The sequence below is a fragment of the Aeromonas sp. FDAARGOS 1414 genome (assembly GCF_019047065.1).
Taxonomy (GTDB): domain Bacteria; phylum Pseudomonadota; class Gammaproteobacteria; order Enterobacterales; family Aeromonadaceae; genus Aeromonas; species Aeromonas veronii_A.
On sequence record NZ_CP077210.1, the window covers coordinates 4,352,205 to 4,372,524 of the forward strand.

Annotated in this window: 22 protein-coding genes; 16 read left to right on the forward strand and 6 right to left on the reverse strand. The window is 57.7% G+C overall.

Features of this window, described 5'->3' with window-relative positions; translation table 11 throughout:
• Positions 1-67 precede the first annotated feature (67 nt).
• From I6L44_RS19800 to I6L44_RS19820, 5 genes are all read left to right on the forward strand, one after another.
• Positions 68-1,690, forward strand: a complete 1,623-nt coding sequence (locus I6L44_RS19800; protein ID WP_113740109.1) for an NAD+ synthase — start codon at positions 68-70, stop codon at positions 1,688-1,690.
• A 9-nt stretch (positions 1,691-1,699) separates the two neighbouring features.
• Positions 1,700-2,038: a nitrogen regulatory protein P-II gene (gene glnB, locus I6L44_RS19805; protein WP_005308848.1), complete on the forward strand. Its 339-nt coding sequence runs from the start codon at positions 1,700-1,702 to the stop codon at positions 2,036-2,038.
• Positions 2,039-2,088: 50 nt separating this feature from the next.
• Positions 2,089-2,691, forward strand: a complete 603-nt coding sequence (locus I6L44_RS19810; protein WP_216952863.1) for a transglycosylase SLT domain-containing protein — start codon at positions 2,089-2,091, stop codon at positions 2,689-2,691.
• 18 nt (positions 2,692-2,709) lie between these two features.
• The gene (luxS, locus tag I6L44_RS19815; RefSeq protein WP_005340462.1) at positions 2,710-3,219 is read left to right on the forward strand and encodes an S-ribosylhomocysteine lyase; all 510 of its coding nucleotides are present in this window, start codon (positions 2,710-2,712) and stop codon (positions 3,217-3,219) included.
• 177 nt (positions 3,220-3,396) lie between these two features.
• A complete protein-coding gene (locus I6L44_RS19820) occupies positions 3,397-3,576 on the forward strand; it encodes a DUF5363 family protein (RefSeq protein WP_216952864.1) in 180 nt (59 codons plus the stop codon).
• On the opposite strand, the gene I6L44_RS19825 is transcribed toward I6L44_RS19820, so the two are convergent.
• Positions 3,545-4,162 carry a type II secretion system protein gene (locus I6L44_RS19825; RefSeq protein ID WP_302055907.1) on the reverse strand — a complete coding sequence of 206 codons (618 nt, stop codon included), beginning with the start codon at positions 4,160-4,162 and terminating at the stop codon, positions 3,545-3,547. The genes I6L44_RS19820 and I6L44_RS19825 overlap by 32 nt on opposite strands.
• Before the next feature lie 41 nt (positions 4,163-4,203).
• On the opposite strand from I6L44_RS19825, the gene I6L44_RS19830 reads away from it, so the two are divergent.
• The 7 genes from I6L44_RS19830 (at position 4,204) to deoD (ending at position 11,425) form a co-directional block, all read left to right on the forward strand.
• Complete coding sequence (locus tag I6L44_RS19830; protein WP_216952865.1) at positions 4,204-4,983, forward strand: TatD family hydrolase; 780 nt, start codon at positions 4,204-4,206, stop codon at positions 4,981-4,983.
• A 216-nt stretch (positions 4,984-5,199) separates the two neighbouring features.
• Positions 5,200-6,474: a NupC/NupG family nucleoside CNT transporter gene (locus tag I6L44_RS19835; RefSeq protein ID WP_005340466.1), complete on the forward strand. Its 1,275-nt coding sequence runs from the start codon at positions 5,200-5,202 to the stop codon at positions 6,472-6,474.
• Between the two features lie 125 nt (positions 6,475-6,599).
• Positions 6,600-6,770: a XapX domain-containing protein gene (locus tag I6L44_RS19840; protein WP_005340467.1), complete on the forward strand. Its 171-nt coding sequence runs from the start codon at positions 6,600-6,602 to the stop codon at positions 6,768-6,770.
• A gap of 424 nt (positions 6,771-7,194) precedes the next feature.
• The gene (deoC, locus tag I6L44_RS19845) at positions 7,195-7,968 is read left to right on the forward strand and encodes a deoxyribose-phosphate aldolase (protein WP_005340468.1); all 774 of its coding nucleotides are present in this window, start codon (positions 7,195-7,197) and stop codon (positions 7,966-7,968) included.
• Positions 7,969-8,077: 109 nt separating this feature from the next.
• On the forward strand, positions 8,078-9,409 hold the full coding sequence (gene deoA / locus I6L44_RS19850; protein WP_005358033.1) for a thymidine phosphorylase: 1,332 nt from the start codon (positions 8,078-8,080) through the stop codon (positions 9,407-9,409).
• A gap of 14 nt (positions 9,410-9,423) precedes the next feature.
• Positions 9,424-10,632, forward strand: a complete 1,209-nt coding sequence (locus I6L44_RS19855; RefSeq protein ID WP_216952866.1) for a phosphopentomutase — start codon at positions 9,424-9,426, stop codon at positions 10,630-10,632.
• A gap of 76 nt (positions 10,633-10,708) precedes the next feature.
• Positions 10,709-11,425 carry a purine-nucleoside phosphorylase gene (gene deoD / locus I6L44_RS19860; protein WP_040096807.1) on the forward strand — a complete coding sequence of 239 codons (717 nt, stop codon included), beginning with the start codon at positions 10,709-10,711 and terminating at the stop codon, positions 11,423-11,425.
• Between the two features lie 60 nt (positions 11,426-11,485).
• Here deoD and I6L44_RS19865 read toward each other — a convergent pair whose 3' ends face one another.
• Positions 11,486-12,121 (reverse strand): AhpA/YtjB family protein, encoded by a 636-nt coding sequence (locus tag I6L44_RS19865; RefSeq protein ID WP_216952867.1) that lies wholly within the window; start codon positions 12,119-12,121, stop codon positions 11,486-11,488.
• Between the two features lie 119 nt (positions 12,122-12,240).
• Between I6L44_RS19865 and serB the strand changes: the two genes are divergently transcribed.
• Positions 12,241-13,251, forward strand: a complete 1,011-nt coding sequence (gene serB / locus I6L44_RS19870; protein WP_216952868.1) for a phosphoserine phosphatase SerB — start codon at positions 12,241-12,243, stop codon at positions 13,249-13,251.
• Positions 13,252-13,279: 28 nt separating this feature from the next.
• On the forward strand, positions 13,280-14,185 hold the full coding sequence (locus I6L44_RS19875; RefSeq protein WP_216952869.1) for an alpha/beta fold hydrolase: 906 nt from the start codon (positions 13,280-13,282) through the stop codon (positions 14,183-14,185).
• 38 nt (positions 14,186-14,223) lie between these two features.
• Here I6L44_RS19875 and I6L44_RS19880 read toward each other — a convergent pair whose 3' ends face one another.
• Complete coding sequence (locus tag I6L44_RS19880; protein WP_216952870.1) at positions 14,224-16,605, reverse strand: PilZ domain-containing protein; 2,382 nt, start codon at positions 16,603-16,605, stop codon at positions 14,224-14,226.
• 100 nt (positions 16,606-16,705) lie between these two features.
• Between I6L44_RS19880 and radA the strand changes: the two genes are divergently transcribed.
• The gene (gene radA / locus I6L44_RS19885; protein ID WP_005341318.1) at positions 16,706-18,073 is read left to right on the forward strand and encodes a DNA repair protein RadA; all 1,368 of its coding nucleotides are present in this window, start codon (positions 16,706-16,708) and stop codon (positions 18,071-18,073) included.
• Positions 18,074-18,129: 56 nt separating this feature from the next.
• Here radA and I6L44_RS19890 read toward each other — a convergent pair whose 3' ends face one another.
• Both I6L44_RS19890 and rsd read right to left on the reverse strand, forming a co-directional pair.
• Positions 18,130-18,510, reverse strand: coding sequence for a PilZ domain-containing protein (locus I6L44_RS19890; protein WP_216952871.1), 381 nt, complete (start codon positions 18,508-18,510; stop codon positions 18,130-18,132).
• A 101-nt stretch (positions 18,511-18,611) separates the two neighbouring features.
• Positions 18,612-19,094, reverse strand: a complete 483-nt coding sequence (gene rsd, locus I6L44_RS19895; protein ID WP_216952872.1) for a sigma D regulator — start codon at positions 19,092-19,094, stop codon at positions 18,612-18,614.
• 337 nt (positions 19,095-19,431) lie between these two features.
• Between rsd and hupA the strand changes: the two genes are divergently transcribed.
• A complete protein-coding gene (gene hupA / locus I6L44_RS19900) occupies positions 19,432-19,704 on the forward strand; it encodes a nucleoid-associated protein HU-alpha (RefSeq protein WP_005340484.1) in 273 nt (90 codons plus the stop codon).
• Between the two features lie 114 nt (positions 19,705-19,818).
• On the opposite strand, the gene I6L44_RS19905 is transcribed toward hupA, so the two are convergent.
• Complete coding sequence (locus tag I6L44_RS19905) at positions 19,819-20,262, reverse strand: PACE efflux transporter (protein ID WP_005358045.1); 444 nt, start codon at positions 20,260-20,262, stop codon at positions 19,819-19,821.
• Positions 20,263-20,320: the final 58 nt, after the last annotated feature.

Below are 20,320 nucleotides of genomic sequence, written 5' to 3' on the forward strand. Positions count from 1 at the left end.
GGCGCTGGCACAGCCAGCGCCTTTTCTTTATCATTCCCCATCATTTTCGAATACAAGATGCATCGCCATGGCAAAAGCCCTCTCTCTGATGCTTGCCCAGTTGAATCTGACGGTAGGCGCCATCGAAGATAACACTGACAAAGTGCTCGCTGCGGCGGCTCAGGCCGAGCAGCAAGGTGCCGATCTGCTGGTCTGCTCCGAGCTGGCCCTGACCGGCTATCCACCGGAAGATCTGCTGCTGCGCGCCGATCTGATGATCCGGGTCGAAGCCGCGTTGGCTCGTGTTGCCGAATGGCAGGGCAACTGTGCCATTTTGGTGGGGCATCCCTGGCGTGAAGGGGAGGCGCTCTACAACGCGGCGTCACTCTATGAGCAGGGCAAGCTGATTGCCCGTTACTTCAAGCAGGACTTGCCCAACTACGGCGTGTTTGATGAGAAGCGCTACTTCACCGCGGCAACCGAGACCTGCGTGGTGCCGTTCCGTGGTCACCAGCTGGGGCTGCTCATCTGTGAAGATCTGTGGCAGCCGGGTCCGGCGCTGGCTGCCAAGGCGGCGGGTGCCGAGCTGCTGCTCACCATCAATGCGTCGCCATACGATCAGGAAAAACCCTGGATCCGCCGCGAGCTGATGGCCGAGCGCTGCGATCAGACCGGTCTGCCGCTGGTTTACCTCAATCAGGTATGCGGTCAGGATGAGCTGATTTTCGACGGCTGCTCCAAGGTGTTCAACAGCCAGGGCGAGTTGACCCACAAACTGGCCCCGTTTGCCGAAGAGCTGGCGCTGGTACGTTTTGCCGATGGCCAGCCGGTGAAAGAACGGGAGCCCGCTGCGCCGCTGGAACCCTTGGCCGAGACCTATCAGGCGCTGGTGCTGGCGGTGCGCGACTATGTCACCAAGAACGGTTTCCATGGTGCCGTACTGGGTCTCTCCGGCGGTATCGACTCGGCGCTGACGTTGGCCATCGCGGCCGATGCCATCGGGGCCGACAAGGTGCAAGCGGTGATGATGCCGTTCCGCTACACCGCCCAGATGAGTGTGGAAGATGCCAAGGAGCAGGCTGAGCGGATGGGGGTTGAGTTCAACATCATCTCCATCGAGCCGATGTTCGAAGGATTTATGACCCAGCTGGCGCCGTTGTTTGAAGGTACCGCTCGCGATACGACCGAAGAGAACCTGCAGGCGCGCTGCCGTGGTGTGCTGCTGATGGCGCTCTCCAACAAGCGTCGCCGTATCGTGCTGACCACCGGCAACAAGAGCGAGATGGCTGTCGGCTATGCGACTCTTTATGGCGACATGGCCGGTGGCTTCGATGTGCTGAAAGATGTGCCCAAGACGCTGGTCTTCAAGCTGTGCGAATATCGCAACTCGGTCGACTATGTGATCCCGCAGCGGGTTATTGACCGCCCGCCTTCGGCAGAATTGGCGCCGGATCAGGTGGATCAGGACAGTCTGCCGCCGTACGACATCCTGGATGCCATCCTCAAGCGCTACGTGGAAGAGGATGCTTCCGTGGCCGATATGGTAGCGGAGGGTTTCGAAGAGGCGGTGGTACGCAAGGTGATCCGGCTGGTGGATCTCAACGAATACAAGCGCCGTCAGGCGGCGGTTGGGCCCCGCATCACGGCCCGCAACTTTGGTAAGGATCGCCGTTACCCCATTACTTCCGGGTTTGGCAAACAGAACTGGTAAGGAGACACCATGAAGAAGATTGAAGCCATCATCAAACCGTTCAAGCTGGACGATGTGCGCGAGGCCTTGGCCGAGATCGGCATCAACGGCATGACCGTCTCCGAAGTCAAAGGCTTCGGTCGCCAGAAGGGGCACACCGAGCTCTATCGCGGTGCCGAGTATATGGTCGACTTCCTGCCGAAAGTGAAGGTGGAGCTGGTAGTGCAGGACGAGGATCTCGATGCCTGTCTGGAAGCGATCCAGAACACCGCCCGCACCGGCAAGATTGGTGACGGCAAGATCTTCGTTTGCGAGGTGGAGCGCGTCATTCGTATCCGTACCGGCGAAGAGAACGAAGACGCTATCTGATGTCGTTTTTGCCTCGTTATGTTCAGGAGAGCAAAACAAGTTCTGCTCTGATGTCCCGAAAGCGCATCGCGGTGGTGGCCGGCCTGCTGGCAGTACTCACTGCGTGCAGTACCCGCCCGCCAGCCCAGCCGGAAAACTTGTGCCAGATCTTTCGCGAGAAGCCGGAATGGCACAAGGCTGCGCTCAAGATGAACGAGAAGTGGGGGACGCCGATCCATGTGGTGATGGCCATGATGTATCAGGAGTCCTCCTTCGTACACGATGCCCAGCCGCCGATGGAGTATTTCCTCTTTATTCCAACCGGGCGGGCGAGCTCGGCTTATGGTTACGCTCAGGTGAAAGACGAGACCTGGGCCGATTACCAGCGAGAGACCGGCAATAGCTGGAGCGATCGCGATGACTTTGCCGACGCCATCGATTTTATGGGCTGGTACACTAACAAGGCCCAGCGGCTCAATGGCACCTCCAAGTGGGATGCCTATGGCCAGTATCTCAACTATCACGAAGGGTGGGGTGGCTATCGGCGTGGCAGCTATCGCAGCAAGGGGTGGTTGATGAAAACCTCGCGCAAGGTGGAAGCTCGCGCCCAGCGCTACGGCGCCCAGTATCGACAATGCAAGGATCAGCTCTCCCGCGGGGGCTGGTTCTGGTAACCAAATCAGGAGTCAGAAATGCCGTTATTGGACAGTTTTACCGTTGACCACACCCGTATGGAAGCGCCAGCGGTGCGTGTGGCCAAGACCATGCAGACCCCGAACAAGGACACCATTACCGTGTTCGACCTGCGTTTCTGCGTACCGAATCAGGAGATCCTCTCCGAGCGCGGTATCCATACGCTGGAGCACCTGTTCGCCGGTTTTATGCGTGACCACCTGAACGGCAACGGCGTGGAGATCATCGATATCTCCCCCATGGGTTGCCGTACCGGCTTCTACATGAGCCTGATCGGCGCGCCGGACGAAGCTCGGGTTGGCGCCGCCTGGCAAGCTGCCATGAGCGACGTGCTGACCGTGCAGGATCAGGCCAAGATCCCCGAGCTGAACGAGTATCAGTGTGGCACCTACAGCATGCACTCGCTGGAAGAGGCCCACGCCATCGCCCGTCATGTGCTGGAGCGCGGTATCGGCGTTAACCACAACGACGAGCTGGCCCTGCCGGAAGAGAAGCTGAAGAGTCTGTGAGGCTGGTGAGCTGCCGCTCATCGGGTAACCTCTTCAGGGAATGTGAAAAGAGCTGGTCAGCTATGCTGACCAGCTCTTTTTTATTCCGCCCGATCGCGGTTATGGGGATGACTTGCTCCCCTTGCCGACTCTGATTAGGATGGTTTTTGACCTGAACCTGTTGGCGGAGGTGTGACGATGAAAGGGGTATTGCTGCGTTGGCTGGCCCGTTACGATGCGTGGTGCGAGGAGTGGGGGCTCACTCAGGAGAACCGGCGCTGCTGCACACCGGTTCGTTATAATGAGGACTCAAGCAAAGAGCGAGCTTGCGCAGAAGAGGCTGAGCTCAATCAAAATTGCGGGTCACGGCACCGGTAACACTGTTGTACTCGAAGCCGAGGCCGTTGGGGTGATCCGGGAAGCGGCCGATAGAATCACGCAGGATATAGCGGCAGTTGTGATGCTCTAACCCTCCGATCTCAGTTTGGTCATCTGCAATAATAAGTTCGGAACTATAGTCAGTTTCAGTGTTGTTATTGTCTAAGTCAGGAACAGTCTGCTCTGTATCAAGTAATCCAGTGAAGAGTAGCTTGCAGTCATCTTCGTTGTTAACAGAGATCTGGTTTTCGTTAGAGCCAGGTGGAAATGTTGTATCTGGCGCTTGGTTATAGTCCTCTTTCGTGCCTACAGGCCAACCATAGCGATTAATATCAAGATCGCCTTTGCCAAAGCTACTCAAGTTGTAGAGCCCGATAGACTCCCCCTTCACTTTCACCGACCAGCCGGCATTTGCCAGTTGAACTGCACTGGCAAAGCTGCCAGCAGTCGCCGAGACCGTGCTTTTCAGGGCATCATCCTTGATATTGATAAAGCGTGGCAGGGCGGTGACGGTCAGGATCCCCAGCACTATGATCACCAACACCAGTTCAATCAGGGTAAAGCCGTTGTTTCTGTTGTTCATCATGTTCAATGACCCATTAAATACCGCAAACAGGTGTGAGTGATATGCAGCTGATAGATACCCATTGCCATCTCGACTTTCCGGTGTTCGACCAGGACAGGGAGGCGCTGCTGGCCCGTTGCCGGGCATTAGGGGTGACGCAGTATATCATTCCTGCCATCGCAGAGGATAACTGGACTCGTGTGATGGCACTGGCAGATCAGCATGACGGCCTTTTTTATGGTTTGGGAATTCATCCCTGGTATACCGGTGAGCAGCGGGAGGGGGTGATGGAACGGCTGCGAGCGTTGGTGATGAGTCAACCTGCCAGGCTGGTGGCCATTGGTGAGTGCGGGCTGGACCTCCGTTCTCACGTGCCGCAGGAGGGGCAGCTTGCGCTGTTTGAGGCTCAGATCCGGCTGGCTGCTGATGCTGGGCTCCCCCTGATGATCCACTCGGTGCGCGCCAATGACACTGTGGTCAAGCTGTTGCGCCGCTTCAAGCCGCCTCGTGGCGGGGTGATCCATGCTTTCAGCGGTTCGTTGCAGCAGGCGGAGGCTTTCTGGCAACTGGGCTTTCGGCTCGGGGTGGGCGGGGTAATCAGTTTTGAGCGGGCGAACAAGACGCGAGAGGTATTTCGTGCTATGCCGCTCGAGGCCCTGGTGCTGGAAACCGATTCGCCCGATATGCCGTTACAAGATGAGCAAGGCACTCGGAATACCCCGGAAGCGCTGCCGAAAATAGCTGAAATATTGATGACTTTGCGGGAGGAATCATCGGTAGATGTTGCTAAGGTGTTATTTGAAACTGCCCGGCATATTTTCCATCACGACCCATTGCCATGAAACAAATTCGCAACACCTGATTTAGTTGTCAGGAAAAAAAATGAGCGTAAAAATCGTTTGCTGTCTAATTTTGTGACACTTGGACATTTTGATAACGATAAAATGTGACCAGCATTCTATTTTATCGGACTTTAATTAGTATAATGCGCTCCCCTTGATTAGTTGGGTTTGATAACAACTCGCTAACAAGCCAGGTGCTACTAGAGGAAGATAATAATGAATTTGTTCATGGGTCTGGTAGGGATGGCGACGCTCGTCCTTATCGCGGTGCTGTTCTCCAGCAATCGCAAGGCAATCAACGTGCGTACCGTTGTCGGTGCGTTCGCAATTCAAGCCGGTCTGGGGGCGTTTGTACTCTATGTTCCGGTTGGTCGCGATATCCTGGTCGGCGTGTCCGACGCGGTATCCAGCGTGATCAGCTACGGCCAGAACGGGATCGACTTCCTGTTTGGCGGTCTGGTCAGCAACAAGATGTTTGAAGTGTTCGGTGGCGGCGGCTTTGTTTTTGCCTTCCGTGTTCTGCCGGTCATCATCTTCTTCTCCTCCCTGATTGCAGTGCTCTACTACCTGGGCATCATGCAGATGGTCATCAAGTTGCTGGGCGGCGGTCTGCAGAAAGTACTGGGTACTTCCCGCACCGAATCCCTGTCTGCAACTGCCAACATCTTCGTCGGTCAGACCGAAGCGCCGCTGGTGGTTCGTCCTTACATCGCCAAGATGACTGACTCCGAGCTGTTCGCTGTCATGTGTGGTGGTCTGGCTTCCGTTGCCGGTTCCGTACTGGCCGGTTACGCCTCCATGGGCGTGAAGATGGAGTACCTGATTGCTGCCTCCTTCATGGCTGCACCGGGTGGTCTGCTGTTCGCCAAGCTGCTGGTTCCCGAGACCGAGACCCCGAACTACGACGAAAGCTCTGCCGATGCCGAGCTGGATGACAAGCCTGCCAACGTCATTGACGCTGCTGCTGCTGGCGCTTCTGCCGGTATGCAACTGGCCCTGAACGTCGGCGCCATGCTGCTGGCCTTCATCGGTCTGATCGCCATGATCAACGGCATCTTCTCCGGTGTGGGTGGCTGGTTCGGTTATCCGCAACTCTCTCTGGAACTGCTGTTGGGCTGGATCTTCTCCCCGCTGGCCTTCCTGATCGGTGTGCCCTGGAATGAAGCAGTGGTTGCCGGTTCCTTCATCGGTCAGAAGCTGGTAGTGAACGAGTTCGTGGCTTACCTGAACTTCGCTCCGTACCTGAAAGACGAAGTGCTGATCAACGGTGTGGCCATGTCCGATCACACCAAGGCGATCATCTCCTTCGCACTGTGTGGTTTTGCCAACCTCTCCTCTGTTGCCATCCTGCTGGGTGGTCTGGGGTCCATGGCGCCGAACCGCCGCGGTACCATTGCACGCTTTGGTCTGAAAGCCGTACTGGCTGGCTCTCTGTCCAACCTGATGTCTGCCACTATCGCAGGCTTCTTCCTGGCACTGTCCGGCATGTAATCGCCGCCTGACTGACAGGGTATAAACACGAACGCCACGGCATCTGCCGTGGCGTTCGCGTATGGAGCGGTGACAACCGTTTTCCTATCTAAACTAATAATAAAATGAGTCAAATCGGAGGTTATATGAATGAAGTGCTACTGGCGATGGTGGCCGGCTTTATAGTTGGTTTGTTGTTTTCTTTCCTCAAATTGCCGATCCCGGCGCCTCCTGTTTTATCCGGGGTAATGGGGATCGTCGGGGTCTATTTGGGGGGATTGGCCTACTCCTGGATCCTGACTCGTTTCTTTTCGTAAGGCTTTTTTAGACCTGGATTTGCCAGATGTGAGGTACCTCTGAAATTGGCAAATCCGGCTTGCAAACAGGGGGTATCTCGGCTGAAATAGGCATTGCCAGCAGGGTGCTGGTAATGACTAATACTCGATGAAATCGGGTGTTGGCGGTCAAATGGAATTGATTGGGAAGTCGGGTCAGATGTTGTCGGCCTTTCTCAAGTCTTCATGGAACCAAGTCCGCACTTTTGTAAGAAAGTGACAGGGCTCTTGCCTTATTTACAGTCGCAGTGCCTGCAGGGTGTTTTGAATAGCATCCCGATAGTGCCGGTGCCTTCGCACTGTAATTCCATTCCCGTATAGCTGGGGATTACTGCCTGTGCATCCATCGCTGGATGGTATGGTGGTGCCCGGTTATCTGGATTAAATCGAGACTTTGGAGAACAGAATGACTGATCTGAAAGTGGCCGCTCAGCGCGCCCTGAACCTGATGGACCTGACCACCTTGAACGATGACGACACCGATCAGAAGGTGATCGACCTGTGCCATAAGGCCAAGTCACCAGCTGGCCTGACTGCCGCCGTCTGCATCTACCCCCGTTTTATTCCTATCGCTCGCAAGACACTGCGTGAGATCGGCGCTGCCGACGTACGCATTGCGACCGTGACCAACTTCCCGCACGGCAACGACGACATCGAGATCGCCGTGGCCGAGACCCGTGCCGCTGTCGCCTACGGTGCTGATGAAGTGGACGTAGTGTTCCCGTATCGCGCCTTCATGGCTGGCAACGAACAGATCGGTTTTGATCTGGTCAAAGCCTGTAAAGAGGCCTGCGGTGCCAACGTGCTGCTGAAAGTGATCATCGAAACCGGCGAGCTGAAAGAAGAGGCGCTGATCCGTCGCGCTTCCGAGATCTGTATCGATGCTGGTGCCGACTTCATCAAGACCTCCACCGGCAAGGTGCCGGTCAATGCGACCCCAGAAGCGGCCCGCATCATGATGGAAGTGATCAAGGCCAAGAATCCGAAAGTCGGCTTCAAGCCAGCTGGTGGCGTGAAAGATGCCGCCGTTGCCGGTCAGTACCTGGCCATGGCCGAAGAGATCCTCGGCAACGACTGGGTATCCGCCCGTACCTTCCGCTTTGGTGCATCCAGCCTGCTGGCCAGTCTGCTGGCCACTCTGGGGCATGGCGACAAGCCGGCCAACACCAGCGGTTACTAATAGGTCGATGAGAGGGCGGACAGCTGTCCGCCCTGTTAGCCCCCACCATGCGGTGTGCGGGCAAAGATTCAGGCTTGTGTAACGCCAGCAATGGCGGAGGGAATGAAAGATGTTTTTGCCTCAAGAAATTATTCGCAAGAAGCGCAACGGTGAAGCGCTCAGTACCCAAGAAATTCAATTCTTCGTTCAGGGCATTACCAACAACACCATCGGTGAGGGGCAGATTGCCGCGCTGGCGATGGCGGTCTACTTCAAAGACATGACCATGGATGAGCGGGTTGCCCTGACCTGCGCCATGCGCGACTCCGGCATGGTATTGACCTGGGATCACCTCAATCTGGGTGGCCCGATTGTCGACAAGCACTCCACCGGCGGGGTGGGTGACGTTGTCTCCCTGATGCTTGGCCCGATGGTCGCTGCCTGCGGCGGTTTCGTGCCGATGATCTCCGGCCGTGGTCTGGGCCACACCGGCGGCACCCTCGACAAGCTGGACGCCATTCCCGGCTACCAGACCTCGGTCGACAACGACCGTTTCCTGAAAGTGGTGAAAGAGGCGGGCGTGGCCATCATCGGCCAGACCGGCGATCTTGCCCCCGCTGACAAGCGTATCTATGCAGTACGTGACATTACTGCCACCGTCGAATCCATCGCGATGATCACCGGCTCCATCCTCTCCAAGAAGCTCGCCTCCGGGCTCGAAGCGCTGGTGATGGATGTGAAAGTGGGCTCCGGCGCCTTTATGCCAACCTTCGAAGCCTCCGAAGAGCTGGCCAAGAGCATTGTGGCCGTGGCCAACGGTGCCGGTTGCCGCACCTCTGCGCTCTTGACCGACATGAACCAGGTGCTGGCCTCCAGCGCCGGTAACGCGGTGGAAGTACGTGAAGCGGTGCGCTACCTGACCGGTGAATACCGCAACCCGCGCATCCACGAAGTGACCATGGCGCTGTGCGCCGAGATGCTGATCTCCGCCGGTCTGGCCAGCGACGAGCGCGATGCCCGCACCAAGCTGCAGGCGGTGCTGGATAACGGCAAGGCGGCCGAGATCTTCGGTCGCATGGTGACAGGTCTCGGTGGCCCGGCCGATTTCATGGAGCGTTACGACGCTTACCTGCCCAAGGCAGCCATCGTACGCCCGGTCTTCGCGGCCAACAGCGGCTTCGTGACCGCCATGGATACCCGCGAGCTGGGTCTGGCGGTGGTCGCCATGGGCGGTGGTCGCCGCGCTGCCGGTGACAAACTTGATTATGCGGTCGGTCTGACCGACTTTATCCGCCTGGGTCAAAGCGTTGATGCTGACAAGCCGATCGCGATGATCCACGCTCAGACTGAAGAGCAATATGCTCAGGCTGCCAGCATGGTGCAGGCGGCTGTCCGGATTGGTGGCGAACGGCCGGAGGCACTGCCTGAAGTGTACCGCCGTATCACCCTGGCCGATTTGTAACAAGGGGAAGACCCATGAAACGTACCTTTATTCTGATGATGGACTCTTTCGGTATTGGCGCTGCTGCTGACGCCGACAAGTTCGGAGATGTGGGCGCCAACACCCTTGGCCATATCGCCAAGGCGTGTGCGGCAGGTGAAATTGAAGGCCGTGGCGCCCTCAATCTGCCCAACCTCAACAAGCTGGGTCTGGGCCACGCCTGCGAGCAGGCTTCCGGCTACTTCCCGGAAGGGCTGAAAAAAGATATCGAGGTAGTCGGTGCCTACGGCTTTGCGCAGGAGCTCTCCTCCGGCAAGGATACCCCGTCCGGTCACTGGGAGATCGCTGGTGTGCCCGTGCTGTTCGAGTGGGGCTACTTCAAGGATCACCACAACAGCTTCCCGCAGGAGCTGCTGGACGCCATCGTCGAGAAGGCTGGTCTGCCGGGTTATCTCGGCAACTGCCACGCCTCCGGTACCCAGGTGCTGGACGATCTGGGCGAAGAGCACATGAAGACCGGCAAGCCGATCCTCTACACCTCTGCCGACTCGGTGTTCCAGATTGCCTGCCACGAAGAGACCTACGGCCTCGAGAATCTCTATGAGCTGTGCCACATCGTGCGCGAGCTGCTGGAGCCCTACAACATCGGCCGCGTGATTGCGCGTCCGTTCGTGGGCAGTGGCAAGGGCAACTTCAAGCGTACCGGCAACCGTCACGACTACTCAGTGCTGCCACCGGCGCCGACCGTGCTGGATTACATGAAAGATGCGGGCGGTCAGGTGGTCTCCATCGGCAAGATTGCCGACATCTATGCCCAGCAGGGCATCACCAAGCAGGTGAAAGGGACCGGTCTGACCGAGCTGTGGGATCGCACGCTGGAAGAGGTGAAAGCGGCCGGTGACAACACCATCGTCTTCACCAACTTTGTGGACTTCGACTCCTCCTACGGCCACCGCCGTGATGTTGCCGGTTATGCCGGTGCGCTGGAGTATTTCGATTCCCGCCTGCCGGAGCTGTTTGAGCTGCTGCAAGATGGCGACGTGGTGGTGCTGACTGCCGATCACGGCTGTGACCCGACCTGGGGTGGGACCGACCACACCCGCGAATACATTCCGGTGCTGTTCTTCGGCAAGCCGGTCAAGGCCGGCTCCGTCGGTCGTCGCGAGACCTTTGCCGATATCGGCCAGAGCATCGCGGCTTACCACGGCCTGCCGAAACTGGCGTACGGTACCAGCTTCCTGTAATTTACCCGCCCGCCACTTCGGCGGCGGGCAATTTATAAAACAATAAAACTCAACCTAGTGTGAAGGAATCAAGAGAATGGCAACTCCTCATATCAATGCGAAAGATGGCGCCTTTGCTGATACCGTGCTGATGCCGGGCGACCCCCTGCGCGCCAAGTACATCGCTGAAACTTTCCTGGAGAACGTCGAGCAGATCTGCGACGTGCGCAACATGTTCGGTTTCACCGGTACCTACAAGGGCCGTCGTATCTCCGTCATGGGTCACGGCATGGGTATCCCGTCCTGCTCCATCTACGCAAAAGAGCTGATCACCGATTACGGTGTGAAGACCCTGATCCGCGTGGGCTCCTGTGGCGCTGTGCGTGAAGACGTGAAACTGCGTGACGTGGTGATCGGTATGGGTGCCTGCACCGATTCCAAAGTAAACCGTCTGCGCTTCAAAGATCACGACTTCGCTGCCATCGCCGACTTCGACCTGGTTGCCAATGCCGTGCAGGCCGCCAAGAACAAGGGCGTTGCCGTGCGTGTGGGTAACATCTTCTCCGCCGACCTGTTCTACACCCCGGACCCCTCCATGTTCGACGTCATGGAAAAATACGGCATCCTGGGTGTCGAGATGGAAGCCGCCGGTATCTACGGCGTGGCCGCAGAGTACGGTGCCAAGGCGCTGACCATATGCACCGTCTCCGACCATATCCGTACCGGTGAGCAGACCACCTCTGAAGAGCGTCAGCTGACCTTCAACGACATGATCGAAATCGCACTGGATTCCGTCCTGTTGGGCGACAACTAATCCCGCAGCCTCTGGAACCATGCAAAAACGGCGACCTCTGGTCGCCGTTTCTTTATCCGTTTACTGCGCCGGATCATTGTTGGTTGGCGGCGGGGAGGGGGGAGGACTTCGTTTTTTGTGCTTGCGCACTCGCATATAGTTGCGACGAATGCCATAGGAGATAAGCAGACCTGCCAGCAGCGCAATCAGCAATATCAGCCGCTGTTTCTCCTGAATCGTTTTGAGTCTGGTGTCCTTGTCCGCCAGCATCTGCTGCTCTTCCAGGGTGATGCGCAGGTAGCCCAGTGTCTGATCGCCATCCAGGACCTCCTGTACGAACTGGATCCGCCCCTTGCCTTGTTCCGGCATCGATTTGTTATTGTCACCGATGGGTAGCAGGCTCTCCAGCGGTACGGCCTGTTCCGACTGGGCGAGGGGAATGCCGCGTCCATCATAGAGTGTGACATCGAGGATCTCCGGCTCGGTCGCCAGATCCCGGGCCAGCCGTTCCAGCTCACTGCTGTTCTCCTCCTTGAGCCAGCGCTTCATGTCGCGGGCAGCATAGGCGACCAGTGCCTGGGCGCGGTTGCGTGCTTCGGTGTGCAGCGCAGCCTGGCTCTCTCCCTGCATATGAAGGAGAACAACCAGTACCCAGCAGCCGAGCAGCAGGCCGGCTACCAGACTGAGTACACGTTTGATGGGAAGATGACGCTGCAAGCGCGAGACCTCATGCTGACAATGAGTGCCGGATCTTGGCGCTTGCCTGCGCAAAAAGCAATACGCTACTCTGGGTCAGCATTGTTAACCCCCTGATCACCAAGGAAGGCGTATCTCTTATGTTGTTGTCCCGGCTCCCCCCTCTGTTATCCGATTGGCCTGCGTTGTTGTCCGGCTCACCCTGTTGGCAGCTCAACGCCGATGCGTTGCAACCGACAGAGACCCCGCAGGCGGGCGGCTGGTTGGTACTGTTTGGCAAGGGGCTGGGCGCCTCCCATCTGACGCATCTGTCACCACTGTTGGCTGCGCAGGGGCTGGTGGCCACCCTCTATCCTCCCACCGAGGTGACGGAGGTGCCGCTGCTGCTGCTTGGCTGCGATCGCTTCTCTTCCGAGTTGGTGGCCGAGCTCAAGAGCGGTGAGTGGGAGATCGATCTCTGCCACCTGCCGGCACTACCCACCCTGAGCGAACCCGGCCTGTTGGTGATGGACATGGATTCCACCGCGATCCGTATCGAGTGCATCGACGAGATCGCGCGGCTGGCGGGGGTCGGCGATCAGGTGGCGGCGGTAACAGCTGCTGCCATGCAGGGCAAACTGGAGTTCTCCGACAGTCTGCGCAACCGGGTGGCCCTGCTGGCTGGAGCGCCGGTCACCATTCTCGACGAGGTGGCCGCCAACATGCCGTGGATGCCCGGCTTGCAACTGATGGTCGATACCCTCAAAGAGGCTGGCTGGAAGGTGGCCATCGCCTCCGGCGGTTTTACCCGTTTTGCCGGCGAGTTGCAGCAGGCGCTGGGGCTCGATGCTATCTTCGCCAACGAGCTGGCGGTGGAAGGGGGTCAGCTGACTGGCAAGGTGAGCGGGCGCATCGTTGATGCCAGCGTCAAGGCCGAGGTGTTACAGCAGCTTGCTCAGGAGTACGGCATTGCTGCCGCCCAGACCGTGGCCATCGGCGATGGTGCTAACGATCTCAAGATGATGGGCGTGGCAGGTCTTGGGATTGCTATTCATGCCAAGCCGCTGGTGCGGGCGCAGGCTGCGGCCACCCTCAATCATCACGATCTGGAGGGGGTGATCTGCCTGCTGGCGGCGCGGGCCTGCAGCGAACAACGCTGGGACAAGCGCTGACTGTGTTTCAAGGAGGAAACCAATAAAAATGGAATTGTTGCAGCAGTCTCTGTTTATCCCCTGTGGCGCCCATCAACTGCATGTTCGCCACATCAAACCCCGGGTCGCCGTGCATGGCGAGCCGATCCTGATGGTGCACGGCGCCATCGAGAACGGCCGCATCTTTTACACCGAATCGGGCAAGGGGCTGGCCTGTTTTTTGGCCCGCCACGGCTATCAGGTCTATGTGGCTGATTTGCGGGGACGGGGGCTCAGCACTCCGGCCATCGCCGAGCAGGCGGAGCACGGCCAGCACGAGCTAATCACCGAGGACTTGCCCGCCCTGCATCGCTGGATTGCCGAGCGCCATCATGGCTTCAAGGTGCACTGGGTGGCCCACTCCTGGGGTGGCGTCATCATGGCCTCGACCCTGGTGCGCTTTCCCGAGCTGGCGGAGCAGGTGGCCAGTCTGCTGTTTTTTGGTACCAAACGCGGCGTGTCGGTGCACAATCCCGAGCGCTGGCTGAAGGTGGATCTGATTTGGAATCGGCTGGCCCCCTGGCTGGCTCGCCGCCGTGGTTTTCTGGCTGCTCGCACTCTGAAGATAGGTGCTGACGACGAGCCGCTGCGCTATCTGCAGGAGACCATCCCCTGGGTCAAGTGTGGCCCCTGGCGGGATCCTCACGACGGTTTTGCCTATGACGAGGGGGCGGCACGGGTCAACTGGCCGCCACTCTGGATGATCTCTGCCAGAGCCGACAAGGTATTGGGCCATCCGACCGATGTGCGCCGTTTCAGCGACGAGATAGGCTCGGCTGCTCGTCACACCCGCTTGGGGCGTGATAATGGCAACCGGCTTGACTATGACCACATCAATATGCTGACCGCCCCGCAGGCGCAGGAGGATCACTTTCCCCGGATCCTGGAATGGCTGCTCAATCCGCAGGCAGCATGACAAAAAACAGGGCGCATAGTGCGCCCGTGTCGATGGGATCAGCGGGGCGGCTGCGTGATGCCGAGCCGGAACAGGGTTGCCTGGGTGGTGTCGGTCAGCTCGCCAACCCCCACGACACTCCACAACTCCTCTTCCAGCCGCTTTGCCTTGTGAATGGCGAACTTGGCGATGTAGTCCAGCTCATTGGCAATGAAGTTGGTGTCGGGGCGTCCGGTGCGGGAGATGCCGACCAGCACCGAGTAGAATTCTCCCTGCTGCAGTGCCAGCTCGATGAACTGGCGCTTCTCTTTTAGGTTGCTAAAGCTGCTGGCGAGGCGGCTGGTGAAGATGGGGAGGCCCGCCTTGGTCTGGATGCTGGCAATATAGACCTCATCTTCACGCGGTTTGTCCTCCCGCTCGATGGCTCGCAACGGATTCATCAGCAGCTCCTTGAACAACTCCCCCTGAAACAGCGGATAGAGGTTCTCCTGCTCAGGTTGCTCGGCACAGGCGGTTAACAGTTGTTGCAGGCTGCGCGGAGTGAGTGACTTGCCGATGGCGGCTGGCTTGGGGGCACCCTTCAGTTTGTTGATATAGACCGGTGAGTTGAACAGGTGGTGGGTGTAAATATTGCGCAGGGCTCGCGCCAGTCCGCGATAACGGCGCTGCTCCTGCGCCGCCTTGAGCTTGTTCTGGTTGCTCTCGATCAGCAGGCTGAAGAACTGACGACCGGTATGACGATCGGAATCCCCGTCGATACAGAGGTGCAGCACGGTGCGAGTCATGTTGAGACTAACCAGCCGGTAGGAGAGATGCTGCAGATCCATGCTCTTGGATAACTCCTGCAGACGGGGCAGGGCGATGGTCACCACATCGTTTTTCTCGCCGATAAAGGCATCTTCCAGCTCGACCTGCAGGCCATGGGCAGAAATATCTCGGGTCCAGCCAAGCCATGACTTGCCATTGTGATGGATGGCAACGGCTGTTTTGTGGATATAGCGCAGCTCCTTGCGCAACTGGACATAGTGCAGGGATTCAATCTCGAAGGGGGCAACGCCCAGCTCGTGACCAAAACGTTGCAATTCATTGGCATTATTGCCCAGCTCGCCCTCCGGGCGGAACTCCTCCCGTTGGGACTCCAGACTGATCTCCTGCAGCAGGCCGCAATACCCAATCAGTTTGAGACGTTCGAGTAACAGAATATCCTGCAGTTGCGAATTTTCGACCCCCTGCAACTGCCCTACATCTGCCTCCAGCGATTCACACGCCTCCAGTGAAAACTTGTAGACACGCCAGCTGGGACGTCGGGAGCCCACCTGGAAGAAGAGGGCGGTGAGACCACTCTGGCGCAGCTCTTCAGCAGTGGCAGAGAAGAAATAGATATGGCTGCGTACCGTGTGGGTGAAGCAGTAGATGAGGGTTTCGGTCGTGGTGCCGGGAGCAGGGCAGAGGCGTTTCATCCGTTTTGCTGAGAAGAGTCCCGCCAGGGCATCGCGGTTTTTCTCGTCGCGCCAATACTCCAGCAGGTGCTGGTTGTTCTCGGTGCGCAGTGCTATCTCGAGTGAGGGACAATCTCCTGTGCTGAAGAAAAGCGGCATGCCGGTCATCCGTGGCAGGTAGAACTGCTCATATCCCTTGATGATGGCGGCGGAGAGCAGATAGTCGACGCTGACCCGATAGCGGATCTTGTTGGCTTCGATAAAGTCGCTGAGGAAGGCATCGAAGGCGGGCTGCTCACCGGAGCGTACCAGCCTCAGCCAATACTTCCCTTCCTTGCTCTCTTCACCGAGGATCTGGTAACCGACCGGCTGATGCAGCACCGGATTGGGGTGATCCCGCTCTAGCCCGGTAAAGAAGACCTCGACCTGAGCGCCGGTCTGGTAATTGGGCAAATAGGGGACCGAGACTCTCATGCCGCCGAGGGAAAGATCGGAACTTTTGGCGAACAACTTCTCCCCGTCATGAAGTTTGATGAGCAAGGGCGAGCTAAAGTGCATCCGCTCTTGTCGTCGCCCGTAGTAACTGGCAAAGACGATTGTGTTGACGTCGTATTGCCGGAAGGGGCTGACAGGGGGTTGCAGCAGGCCATCCACCCGGGCGTGGTGATGGTTCTTTTGCCATTGTTGCAGCGCTTCGTAAACGCCAAGGGTATAGGCGTCACGGTAGAGATAGCACTGGGACTGAAACAGTCCGATGGCCTCGGCCGGCATAAAGTGGGTGATACCGTCGAACTCGTGCACCAAGCACTCGTCCTCCAGTTCATCGCGCATGTCGATAACCCTGCGGCAAGGGGAGCATTTGCGATTGAGCTCCATCTTGATCAGAAAACGGCCGTTACTGTTTTCGTCCTGGGTCAGACGGTTGAAGATCTCTTCGAAATCTTTCTCCCGCAGCAGGGGTACAAGTTGTTCAATCAGATGTTGTTGGTGTACTGAATCCATGTGTTCCTGCCACGGAAAGTCACTTTTCCGATTCTGGGTTTGATCTGTCGGTCGCAAACAAGTATATCAAGCAGGAATTCATCCTGTCCCCGAGTTATCAATGGCTAAAAATAAAACTGCTTATGTTTGTTCCGAATGTGGTGCCGACTTCACACGCTGGCAAGGTCAATGCAGCGAGTGCAAGGAGTGGAATACCATCACCGAGGTACGCCTTGGCTCCGTCACTCCCGCAGGCAAGAGTGCCCGTTACACCGGTTATGCCGGCGCGGTCGGCAGTCAGGTACAGACACTGGCAGAGATCGCCACCACCGAAATCCCCCGTTTTACTTCCGGTTTCAAGGAGTTGGATCGGGTGCTTGGTGGCGGTGTGGTGCCCGGCTCGGCGATTCTGATCGGTGGTAACCCGGGGGCGGGTAAATCGACCCTGCTGCTGCAGACCATGTGTGGTCTGGCAGAGCGGATGAAAACTCTCTATGTCACCGGTGAGGAGTCGCTCCAGCAGGTGGCAATGCGGGCCAACCGCCTTGGTTTGCCTACCGACAAGCTACGGATGCTCTCCGAGACCAGCGTTGAGCAGATCTGCCTGATTGCCCAGCAGGAGCAGCCGCAGATCATGGTGATCGACTCCATTCAGGTGATGCATGTGGCGGATGTCCAATCTTCTCCCGGTTCGGTCTCACAGGTGCGTGAGGCAGCAGCGTTACTGACCCGTTACGCCAAGCAGAACCATGTGGCCATCTTCATGGTGGGTCATGTGACCAAGGATGGCAGTCTGGCTGGCCCCAAGGTACTGGAACACTGCATCGACTGCTCTGTGCTGCTTGACGGTGGCCATGACTCCCGTTTTCGGACTCTGCGCTCTCACAAGAACCGCTTCGGTGCGGTCAACGAGCTGGGGGTCTTTGCCATGACTGAACAGGGGATGCGCGAGGTGAGCAATCCCTCCGCCATCTTCCTCAGTCGGGGGCAGGAGCAGGCGCCCGGTTCCATCGTCATGGTGATCTGGGAGGGCACCCGGCCGCTGCTGGTGGAGTTGCAGGCGCTGGTGGACTACTCCCAGCTCTCCAACCCGCGGCGGGTAGCGGTGGGGATGGATCACAACCGGCTCGCCATGTTGCTGGCGGTGCTGCACCGTCACGGTGGGCTGCAGATGGCGGATCAGGATGTCTTCATCAACGTGGTTGGCGGGGTCAAGGTCGAGGAGACCAGTGCGGATCTGGCGCTGCTACTGGCGATGGTCTCCAGTTTCCGGGATCAGGCGCTGCCCAAGGATCTGGTGGTGTTTGGCGAAGTGGGGCTCTCAGGGGAGATCCGTCCTGTCCCCTCTGGTCAGGAGCGGCTGCAGGAAGCGGCCAAACACGGTTTTCGTCGTGCCATCGTGCCGCACGCCAATGCCCCCAAGCATCCTATCGAGGGGATGGAAGTGGTGCCGGTCAAGAAGTTATCAGAGGCGCTCGAGGCGTTATAACCGTAGCAATAGAGGCTGAATGAACAGAAAAGAGCACCATGTCTGGCCGGGCGTCGTTACGACTGGTTGTGCTCCTGATGCTCGTTCAACAGCTGTTCCAGCTCCCGATGCAGCAGCTCTTCGTCACCTACGTTGAGCTCTATCATCCGCTTGAGGTGGGTGGCACTGTCGATGTCGATGTGGTGGCAGTAGAACCCCAGCTTCTTGCTGGCTTCATGGGTTAGCTCGACCTGCATCTTGATCTCGATGTCGCTGCCACTCAGGACAAAACTGAGCTGGTACTCCTTGTTGTCACGGCTCTCCCAATCATCCGGTCGGATTAACAGGGCGCCCTGCAGGGATATGTCGACAAGCTGAGTCTGCCACTTGTGCTCCCCCTGGGTGAGTTCGGCCGTGGTCAAATAGAGGATCCGTGCAAAACGGCGGCGCTCAGACATGCTCATCTCCTAGTTTGGAATCAGCTGGACACAGGGAATCATTGCTCTGAGTGTAATGCACCTTGGCTGCCAGTATCTTGAACTTGCTCCGAAAATAGCAATCAGGCTTGCTGGGCACTGAGGAACTCCACCACATGGAGTGCCTTGACCAGGCGATCTTCCTGTTTGAAGCGATCCTCCAGTACCGGGCCCAATTCGTTGAGGTCATCATCGAGCAGTAGCAGTTGGGCCTCGTCGGCATCACTGTATTTGTCGTTGAATTCGAGGGCAAACTCGGTAGTGGCACGAATATGGGGATAAATGCGCTTGGCCAGCTCCAGTGTTTCGCCGCTGGCTTGCTCGAAGGCGGTGACGACGTGGTGGTAGATCTCGAAATGGCCCGCGCTGACATAGTCGACTAGACGGTCGCAAAACTGATGCAGCTCTTCTGTTTTGGGCAGGCTGCGTTGCTTGGTCCGCGCCGGAGTAAGGCCTGCCAGCTGCATGTATCCAACCAGCAACGCTTGCCTTGCATCCAGCCAGTCGTCGATAGCTTTATGCTTGCCTGCCAGCGCCTGCTTGGTCTGTTCCAGTTTCGTCAACATAATCCCTATCCCTCCGTGGGGCAAAGGCTGGCCGATTGTTCGGTATTCCGAGCCGTTTGAGCAGTGACACAACCTATAACTAGGGAAAATCTGGGCAAGCGTCAATAGCCATGGGGGGATAATGTTAAGTGGCGAAGAAATAGTCAGCGGATTGTGTCTGCGTGCTAGCAGGTTTCAGGCCTGCTCACGGTTTTTCGCGTGTGGAATGTGACTATTTCCGCAGATCTTGATGAAAACCCCAGCGTTTGACGCGTTCGGCTCGATAAAGGCTTTGCCTGTGCGTTTTTTTTTGCATAGAGTGACCCAGCGCTAAATGCCCGATCATAAAGGAAATGTTATGAACAAAGCTCAACTTGTCGATGCGATTGCCGCCAAAGCAGATCTGAGCAAAGCTCAGGCCAAAGTGGCTCTGGAAGAGATCATCAATGGTATTACCCAGAGCTTGAAAGAAGGCGATGCTGTGCAACTGGTCGGTTTTGGCACCTTCAAGGTCACCCACCGCGCAGGCCGCACCGGTCGTAACCCGCAAACTGGTAAAGAGATCCAGATTGCTGCTGCCAACGTGCCTTCATTCGTGGCTGGCAAGGCTCTGAAAGACGCCGTCAAGTAAGTCCGAAAGTCTGTTTTGTCCAATGCCAGTCAGCTTGCTGACTGGCATTGTTTTTATGGGATTCTCCCATCCTTCCTGACTTTTCCTTTTGTCGGCCTCGTTGCGGCTGAGGCCTTATGCCGTTTGCGGGTTGGATGGCAGCGGCCAGATCCGCTCATAGGCCCAGGTAAAGACCATGATGTAGACGAGGTAGAAGGCGACGAAGCCGAGATCCAGCATCAGGGCGTCCCACACTCCCAAATCGAGCCAGAACATGACGCAGGGGAGGGAGAGCATCATAAAGCTCGCCTCATAGCCAAACGCGTGCAGGAAGCGGTCCAGTGGTCGCTTGTTAGTGCGTCCGCAAAGTTTGAGCAACCCCTTGTCGAACAACAGGTTCCAGCCGTAGGTCCAGGCGGTGGCGACGATGGAGAAGAAGATGGCCAGTGAACCGACCTCGGCGACGCCCTGACCGAACAACTGGCTGATCAGCGGTGCGACCAGTGCCAGCCCGATGCCTTCGTAGAGAACCAGATAACGAAGTCGATCGGGGGTGGTGCGTAGTTGGGTACTACTCATGGGGATGTGCCTCCTGTGGGAGGCGCATTCTAATCAGGGAGTGGTTAAAAGAGAAGCA